Raw genomic sequence first — 8,642 nt, 5'->3', positions numbered from 1 at the left:
CCACACCAGCCGAACCCTGCCCCACACCCGAACCCCGGCCATCCCCCACACCCGAACCCCGGCCATCCCCCACACCCACACCCGCACCCACACCCGGCCCAACACCCGCACCCGCACCCGCACCCGTCAGAGCCGGCAGATAACCACGCCGCGCCAACACCTGCACCGTCCGCGCATGCAACGTCGTCGCCTTCGGCCGACCACTCACCACCCCCCGCGCCTCCACCACCACCACCCGCACCCCAAACCCCGCCAACTCACACGCCAACAACAACCCCACCGGCCCCCCACCCACCACCACCACCTGCACCCCCACAACCCCCACCATCCCCGCCCCCAATCCACCGACCCGCAGCCCACAGCCCGCAGCCCGCCCCAACAACCCGAAAATATACCGAACAGACGGTTCCCCACCACCCCCACCAAACCACCCCCACCACCCACCCACCAGGACCCACCGAAGCGAAACAGGAACCCACCAGACACCCCACTCCCCCTTGTTCGGTGCGAGGGGCACGGCCGAACACGTTCGACACCGAGATCCGCCGCATCGTCTGCACAACGAACGCGATCGAGTCCGTGAACGCGCGGATCCGCCGGGTGGTCAACTCGCTGGCAGATCGGACCTGGAGACGACGAAGGCACAGCGGCCTCGGTGGAAGTGTCGGGCCGGAGGCGTTCCGCACAGCGTTCCAGGCGGCGGGGGGCTGGGGCCCGAGTTCAAGGGGATCCGTATGGATGGCTGACCAGAGGTGCGCAAGGTCGTTGGTCGAGTGCATGGGCGCAGCCGAACAGCGAGTGTGCGACGGCGGCAGCGCCAACGCGTCGGCGAGGACGGCCGGCCCGCTGGAACGGCCTGATCCGGTCCGGCGCTCACCGACACCCCCCGGCGTGGGCGTTGGGCGCTCAGCCCACCTTGCGCCCGCGCATCGGCTCGGTGGCCTCGCCCTCACCAGCCCGCAGGCCCAAGAGGAACTCCTCCAGCACCTCCGGTGCCGTGTGCTGGGGATGCCAGCCCAGCTCGACGCGGGCACGCGTGCAATCCATCAGAGGGAGCCTGAGCACCGCGTCGAAGAGGTGTGGGGAGGCCGGGAGGAGGCGCAGACCCCAGGCGGCGGCGATCGCCGATCGGGCCGCCGTCCGGGGCAGGCGCACCGGGCGGGCGTCGAACATCTCGCCGAGCAGCTCCGCGTCGAGGGCCGGCCCGGCGGCCAGGTTGAAGGGGCCGCGCACCTCGGTACGCAGTGCGAGCCGGTACGCCTCGGCCGCGTCGTCGGTGTGCAGTGCCTGGACGCGCAGTCCCGGAATGTCCGGCAGGAACGGCAGCAGTTCGGGGCGGGCGACCGGGCCGGGCAGGAACCGGCCGCCGAAGATGCGCCGCTGCTCGCTCGCCGACTGCCGCTTGAACAGGAACGCCGGCCGCATCCGCACCACCCGGATCCCGGGATGGTCGCGCTCGAAGGTGTCCAGGGTCCGCTCGAGGTAGGCCTTCTCCCGGCAGTAGGCGGCGTCCGGCCAGCCGTGCGTGGGCCAGGACTCGTCCACCGCGTGGTCCTTCGGTCCCGGCGAGTACGCGCCCACCGAGGACGCGTGCACGAGGACGGGCACCCGCGCGGCGGCCACGGCCTCGAATACCCGGATGCTGCCCAGGACGTTCGTACGCCAGGTCGCCGCCGGATCGTGTGTGGGCTGGAACGCCCAGGCCAGGTGCACGACCGCGTCCGCGTCGACGAAGGCCGCTGCGAGATCGGCCCGGTCCGAGGCCAGGTCAACGGCCGTCCACTCGGTCTCGCGCGGCAACCAGTCCGGGATCCGCCGGGCCAGACCCCGTACCGAGGCCACATCCGGGTCCTCCGACAGAAGCCGCACCACGCTCGTGCCGACATTTCCGGTCGCACCCGTGACGACGACCTTGCTGCCCGTTGCGCTGCTCACCGTCGGCTCCTCTCGCCGGTCCACGCAGGGACTGGCCGAGTACCCGGCCCCGCCGGGCGCACGCGACGCCCTCCGAGCGCGCCGGCCTGCGCGGCTAGGCCGCGAAGGCGTTCACACGGTCAGCACAGCTCCCACACCCAGACCGCCTGCCCCGGGTCCGTCGCCCAGTGCTTCACGCCAACGAGCTGCGCGGCAGTCGGGGACGGAGCGCACCGGCCGCGTAGCACTCAGTGTCAACGGCACTCCCCTCGTCCTTCTGGTGACCACTGGCGGGACGCCCTGCCAGCCCGCGCCGGCCGGGCGCGGGGCAGCGCGGCACGCAGGGAGACCAGGTGGGACAGGGCGGCCTCGGGTGGATGGTGCTGTCGCTGGCGTTCGGCTACCGGTTCCTGATGGACGAGGACCGGGGATTCCTTGCCTCAGCCGAAGACGTCCGCGTACTGGTGGGCATACTCACGTTGGCGGTCATCCCGACAACGGTCCGGGGGGTGTCTTCGCCGGCCAGGTCGTCGTCGAAGCCGACGATCATCTCCAGCTCGGCGAAGCACGCCGTCTCCTCGCCGGAGGTCTGCGGCCCTGCACCCACTGCCGGCCCGACAGCCAGCTGGACATCCCCGGCTTACCCCGCGGCACCACCTCGGCCCTCACCCACCGTCCCCCGCCGCAAGGACACCAGCACGATGAGCACTTCACCGCCCCCGCCTCCCGTCTCAGACCCTGACCCGTCCGTATTCGTCTGCTTGGGCAGCCAGGTCGGATCCTGCGCCATCTGCCAGCGCAAGATCCACAAGTACGGCCACGGCGGCAGCCCCTCTGCCAGTGGTGCATGACACCGGTTCTGCAGGGCTGGGGGCCGACCACCCGATTCACCAGTACGCGCAGCGCCTGAGAAGCTGCTTCACATTTTTCTTGCGTGGGCAGCAGCGGAGGGGTCTTCCGACGGCTGCCGCAAGATCGGCCGGATCGCCCCGGGGCAGACAGTTCCGCAGTTCCGTGCGCGCTGGTGGCGGTGAACCGTGGTCGCGCTTCCAGCGCCCCCCTCGCGGGCGGTTTGGCATGCGAAGCAGGTCAACACCTGCCGCTGGCAAGTGACACTCGGATGGCTGCGGGGGGATGACCTGGCCATCGGGGCGGGTGCCGTCCGTATGCCTTACGTCGACCAGGGGAGAAGCATGGCGAACGAGCTGAAGTACGGCGACCAGGTCCACCTGCAGAACGGCTACAACAGCTGGGCGGGCGGCTACCTGGACACCAACGGCCACAGCAGCGACGGCGGGGCGAAGTACGGAGTGTCGACGACGGACTCGCCCACGCGTGGAGAGGGCACCGGGACCTGGCAGATCCTCTCCGCCACCGGCAAAGCCGTGGGAGCCAACGTGGCCAGCGGGGACCTGGTCTATCTGCGCAACCTCTACGGCGGTGACGGCGGCTACCTCGACACCAACGGGCACGCGACCGCCGACCAGAAGAACAGCGGCGGCAAGTTCAACGTCCTGACCTCCAAAGACCAGGACCGCGCCCCCGGTACCGGCCGCTGGCGCCTCTTCGCCCAGGCGTCCAGCCCCGGTGACCAGCACGTCCGGCCCGGCGACGTGATCCACCTGTGGAACACCTACGGGGACAACGGCGGCTTCCTGGAGACGAACGGACACGGAACCGCCGGCGGCAGCAAGTACGACGTGTGCACCAACGCCTACTACAACCGGGCCCAGAACGTCGGCGACTGGAAACTCCACCGCGCGTAAGCCTCCCTCACTGCCAGGGCCCAACCGACACCCCACAAGGGCCCACACCGAACCCGCCCCGAACTTCACGGCCCAGGGCGGGTTCGGCCTTCGACCGGGACCCTCCCGGAGTACACCCGAACGCCACCGCCGCCTGGTGGAAGAGATCCCCGGTGACATGGCACCTGCCCCAGCCGATACTGACCGCCCCGACCGTCGTCGTCCGAGGAACTGAAGATCATCAGCGGGCGTGGCTCGGGGCGGTCAGTTGCACTCGATCGGTCTCACAGCTGCGGTGGGACCGGCCGGCCGAGAAACGCGGCAAGGCGGTCAATGGCCGGAGCGGTCTCCTCGACGGGTCGCGGCTCGGCGAATCGTCCCGTTCGGGACTGGGTGGAGAGTTGGGCCTGAGCGAACGCCAGGGCCTGCTCGGCAAGGTCTTCGGGCAGCCGGGCGGGGATTTGGATGGCCTGGGCGAGGTCCCATCCGTGAGCGAGCAGATCGTACAGGCGGATCTGCAAGCGCTCGGCGCCCGTGGCGCTCCCCAAGGGGCCGCTATAACTCCGCGCGAGCACCCCAGGGGCGGAGAAAGCTGCCAGCAGTGAAGCACTTGAGATCTTCGACGGAAACGGTAGTCATCCCGGGGAGACTACGGCGTCAACTGTCAGGCTGCCCACGAGATTTGCATCGGTGCGAAGAGCCCTGCCGATTCGGGCGACTGCGCGATCGCTCAGCGTCGATGAGAGGCAGCTGTCGCAGGTACCTGCCGGCTCACTAACCTCGGGCTTTCACGAGCGGTGCCGTCTACCGCTTGCTCAGAGACACGAGAAGTGCTCCTGACCTGCAACGATGAGACCTGTGGAGGGTCCTGGCCGTTGCTGTTGAAGGAGCACATCTCAGGTGAAGAGTACTGACCTAATCCGCACGGCCGTACCGTGAGCGCCGCGCGCGACTCGAGGACCTCTTCGCCAGCGGCGTGCTCAGCGCACCGGTTCACGCTGTGCCCCGCCACTACAGACCGGGAAACCGCCCTGGACTGGCTCGACCTGGCCTGGGGCGCCGCGGGCATCGAGGGCGTCGTGGTGAAGGGCGCCGATCGGGCCTATCCCATGGGCAGACGCGCCTGGTTGAAGGTGCGAAACCATCCATGCCGCGCGCCGTCTCCGGCTGCCTCCAGCCAGCGCAGCTCGACAGTCAGCGGGCGATTGAGATCGCGAAGGGTGTGAATCCGGCGGACCGGATGACGTGCGGTACGAACAGGATCGCGGCCTCTGTGGCGCGGGCGGTCTGGATCCCGCCGAGGTCGGTGATCCATTCCTTTTGCCAGCCGAGGTCGGTGAGCAGTTCGCGGACGGTCTGCTTGGCCTGCAGGTCCTCGCCGGAGAGGAACGCGGTCGGTGTCTGGGCGAGCGTGGCCGGCGAGGTCATCACCGGGAAGAGCATGGTGTTGAGTGTCTTGACGACGCGCGTTTCGGGGAGCGCTTCCTGGAGTTGTTCGGCGAGGCTCGAGCCGGGGTAGATCAGTTCGGCGGGCAGTCCGTCCGGTCCGTCGGTGGTGGCGTTGGAGACGTCGACGAGGATCTTGTCCCGGAGTTCTTCGCGCAGAGCGGCGAGCCGGTCCAGCGAGCCGGCACCCGGGGTGGCGTTGATGACGATCCGGGCAGTCCGGGCGGCGTCGGCGGCGACGCCCGGCGTGCGGTCCGCCGCGGTCACTTCGTGTCCTGCCCGGGCGAGGGCTGCGGCCAGGTTGCCGCCGACGCGGCCGTTTCCGAGAACTGCGATCGTGGTCATGATGATCTGGTCCTTCCGTGCGTGGAGGTTGTGGTGCGCGGTCAGCGCGAGAGCGTGGATACGGCCTCGGCGTGGACGCCGGGCGCGGCAGCCAGGAAGCTCTGGCTCTGCGGGGTCCAGGGGCGGCCCTCGGCGTCGGAGATCCGTCCGCCGGCCTCGGTGACGAGCAGCGCTCCGGGAAGCAGGTCCGCGCGGGCGCCGGCGAACTGCCAGAAGGCGTCGATGCGGCCGGCGGCCACGTTCAGCAGATGCAGGGTCGCGGGCACGGCGACGCGTACGACGAGCGCGTCGAAGAGCATCGCGGTGATCGAGGAGCCGACGCGCCGCACGACCTTTTCGTCCTCGTCCGGCCGGGCCTGGCTGGTGGCCACGATGCTCAGGCCGAGGTCCGCGCTCTGGGAGACGTGCATCGGCCGGCCGTCGAGTTGGGCGCCCGCACCGGTGAGCGCGGTGTAGGTCTCGCCGGTCAACGGCAGGTGCACCACGGTGAGCACCGGCTGGTTCTCACGCACGAGGGTGGCGGTCACCGCCCACTCCGGCAGGGCGTGCAGGTGGTTGACGTTGCCTTCGGCCGGATCCACGACCCACCATTCGCCGGGCGGCAGCGCCCCGCCGTCCAGTTCGTCCTCCACCCAGCCGGCCTCCGGGCGCAGCCGCGTGAGGCGGGGGCGCAGGATATCGAGTGCCGTGTCGTCGTTGCCGGCGAGCGCGCTCATCAGCTCTTCGCGGCTCTGGTAACGGACCACCTCGCCGAAGCGGCCACGCAGCGCCGAACCCGCCTCACGCACGGCGATCGCGGTCTGGGCGAGCAGGTCAGCGTCGGAGGCGGCGACGTCGGTGGTCTGGAGCGTTTCGGACATGGTGGTATTCCCGTCTGAGGAGGGGTACTGAGGCCGGTCGAAGGCCCAACTGCGCTTGGTTTCCTGCGCTTTCACCTCAACGGTATGCAGCCCTGCGGTTAACTTCAAATGCATGTCAGGCACGGCTGGGATTACTCACATGCAATTGGATTTGCATCTGCTCGCCGCGCTCGACGCGCTGCTGGAGGAGGGCAGTGTGGCCGGAGCGGCGGCGCGCCTGCATGTCACCGCCCCCGCGATGAGCCGGAGTCTGGGCCGGATTCGGCGCACGACCGGGGATCAGATCCTGGTGCGCACCGGCCGCACGATGACCCCGACGCCGTATGCGATCGCCGTCCGGGAACAGGTGCATGAGCTGCTGCACCAGGTACACGGGGTGCTGGCACCGAGCCGTGAACCCGATCTGGCAACGTTGGAGCGCATTTTCACACTCCGCCGGCACGATTCCCTGGTCGCCTCGAGCGGCCCCGCACTGCTGGCGGCCGTGCGCGGGCAGGCGCCGGGCGTGCGACTGCGCTTCGTCGCGTAATCGAGCATCGACACCCCCGAGTTGCGGCGCGGCGAGGTCGACCTGGAGGCGAACGCCAACCGCCCGAGCGCACCGGACATCCGTGCCGAGAACGTGGGCGAGACCCGCCTCGTCATCGTCGCAAGGCAGGGGCACCCCCTCACCGCGTCGGGACCGTCACCGCACAGCGGTACGCCGCCGCTGAGCACGTCACCGTCTCGCGACGTGGAAACCTCAGCAATGCCATCGACGACGCCCTCGCGCGGCTCCGCCTCACCCGCCACGTGGTGTCGACCGCGCCCACGGAAGCGGCCGCGCTGGAGTTCGCGCGCGGCTCCGATATCCTGGTCAGCGTCCCCGAGGCCGCCACCACGAGGTCAGCGGTCGCCGACCTCGGCCTGGTCGTGCTCCCCCTCCCGCTCGAACTGCCGTCGGCACCGATATACCTGTCGTGGCATCAGCGCTACGACACCGACCACGCCCACACCTGGCTGCGGGGACTGGCGCGAACCGCGCTGGCCACGTGCGGAGCGTCGTAGTCGGCGCCGTCCGGCCGCTTCACCCGTACGTCCACGGTCCACGCGACCAGCACGGCGATCTGCTTGAACGTCAGCAGCCGCTTGTCGTTGCGGGTGCTGGCCGTGGAGGCGGCCAGACCGACGCCTGCGGCTCACAATCGCGGATCTGCCGGTGGGCAAGTCAATCTCACCGGGATTTCCTGTACCTCAACTACTCACGCCCGGGGAGCCTCGTGAGTTCGCGAAAACTGAAGGGTTCTCGGTAGGAACCCACGGGTGCGACAGCCGATTCTCCGGTGACAGGGCGCGGGTTTACGACGAACCTGGGGTGCCGGACCGCCTATAGGGGTCGGTAGGTGCCGTACTTCCCGGCAAGGGAGTTCGTGGCGGCTTCGGCGACATCGGACCGGGGGCTGGACACGCATGAGGTGAGGAATTGGTGCACTCGCTGCCCTGTCCCGCCGGCTGCCGCTAGGCATCTCCATGTGCTCTGCCTCTCGCGGGGCGACACGGCCGCGCTTCCCTGATCGCGCCTCTGGTCGCGTCGGGGCGGCCGCGCACAGGGTGCCGGACTCCGGGTGTGACCTGTTGGACACGGCCTTGCGCGCTTGCCCATGGCCAAGAGCGCAAGGCCAGGAGTTCGTTCTGCCAGGTCAACGAGGCGCCATCGGAGCCGTCGCCCGCGACCCGCCGCGCAGTTTGCGCCCTGGGGCAGAGATAGGTGCATGCGCTTCGCTGGGGCTAGATCGAGCGCGTGCTCTCGAGCTGGTGAGAGAGGGCGAGCAGGGCGCGGTAATGCTGGTCCCGGACGAGTTCGTCGCGGTCGGAGCCGTGGCTAGGTCGGCGAGGGTGTCGACGTACGTGTTCTTCAGACGGTCGTGCCACGGGTCCAGGTGACGGTGGTGGTCTTGGGCAGTGCGTGCGGGACCGGGGGTAAGCTGCCCTGACCCCCGGAGCGTCGACATCGCGTTGCCGACGGCGGGCTGGACTCTTCCCACCCTCGGGAGTCGTGCCGGTTGCCGGGCAGCGGCCGGCCAACCACGACGACGCGGAGGGTATCGGCGTCGATGACCGCCTGATGGGCGGTGGAGTACCGATAGTTCTTCGACTCCTCGGCTGAACTTCGGCGCCGCCGGATCCTGCCGGTGATCTCCCGCAGAGGCGCCCCGAACTTCAAGGGCCTGGGCAAGCTCCGCTACGTGGTCGCGCAGACCTTCGCCCTGCTGCACCGGTTCAAGCGCCTGGCTGTGCGGTGGGCCTCCACGATGCCTTCGTCTCGCTGGGCTGCGGCCTCATCTGCTGGCGA

Annotated in this window: 6 protein-coding genes and 2 pseudogenes; 2 read left to right on the top strand and 6 right to left on the bottom strand. The window is 69.6% G+C overall.

Annotation, left to right across the window (positions count from 1 at the left end):
- Together ACFVYS_RS35995 and ACFVYS_RS35990 are read right to left on the bottom strand one after the other, a co-directional pair.
- Positions 1–328: FAD-dependent monooxygenase (locus tag ACFVYS_RS35995; RefSeq protein WP_389509009.1), on the bottom strand; the 328-nt coding region annotated here is incomplete at its 3' end.
- 578 nt (positions 329–906) lie between these two features.
- Positions 907–1,935 (bottom strand): NAD-dependent epimerase/dehydratase family protein, encoded by a 1,029-nt coding sequence (locus tag ACFVYS_RS35990; RefSeq protein WP_389509007.1) that lies wholly within the window; start codon positions 1,933–1,935, stop codon positions 907–909.
- 1,172 nt (positions 1,936–3,107) lie between these two features.
- Here ACFVYS_RS35990 and ACFVYS_RS35985 point away from each other — a divergent pair.
- Positions 3,108–3,680 (top strand): hypothetical protein, encoded by a 573-nt coding sequence (locus ACFVYS_RS35985; protein ID WP_389509006.1) that lies wholly within the window; start codon positions 3,108–3,110, stop codon positions 3,678–3,680.
- A 263-nt stretch (positions 3,681–3,943) separates the two neighbouring features.
- Here the strand turns inward: ACFVYS_RS35985 and ACFVYS_RS35980 are convergent, their stop codons facing one another.
- The 3 genes from ACFVYS_RS35980 to ACFVYS_RS35970 form a co-directional block, all read right to left on the bottom strand.
- Positions 3,944–4,207, bottom strand: coding sequence for a hypothetical protein (locus tag ACFVYS_RS35980; protein WP_389509004.1), 264 nt, complete (start codon positions 4,205–4,207; stop codon positions 3,944–3,946).
- A 646-nt stretch (positions 4,208–4,853) separates the two neighbouring features.
- Positions 4,854–5,450, bottom strand: coding sequence for an NADPH-dependent F420 reductase (locus tag ACFVYS_RS35975; protein WP_389509002.1), 597 nt, complete (start codon positions 5,448–5,450; stop codon positions 4,854–4,856).
- 41 nt (positions 5,451–5,491) lie between these two features.
- Complete coding sequence (locus ACFVYS_RS35970) at positions 5,492–6,310, bottom strand: 3'(2'),5'-bisphosphate nucleotidase CysQ (RefSeq protein WP_389509000.1); 819 nt, start codon at positions 6,308–6,310, stop codon at positions 5,492–5,494.
- A gap of 139 nt (positions 6,311–6,449) precedes the next feature.
- Here ACFVYS_RS35970 and ACFVYS_RS35965 point away from each other — a divergent pair.
- A pseudogene (locus ACFVYS_RS35965) lies at positions 6,450–7,357 on the top strand (LysR family transcriptional regulator).
- A 957-nt stretch (positions 7,358–8,314) separates the two neighbouring features.
- On the opposite strand, the pseudogene ACFVYS_RS35960 reads toward ACFVYS_RS35965, so the two are convergent.
- Positions 8,315–8,453 (bottom strand): annotated as a pseudogene (locus ACFVYS_RS35960) (IS5/IS1182 family transposase); the annotation flags it as partial.
- Positions 8,454–8,642: the final 189 nt, after the last annotated feature.

Origin of the sequence: Streptomyces sp. NPDC058295, from assembly GCF_042880655.1 — a bacterium.
Classification (GTDB): Bacteria; Actinomycetota; Actinomycetes; order Streptomycetales; family Streptomycetaceae; genus Streptomyces; species Streptomyces coriariae.
This window is presented reverse-complemented; position numbering and strand designations above follow the sequence as displayed.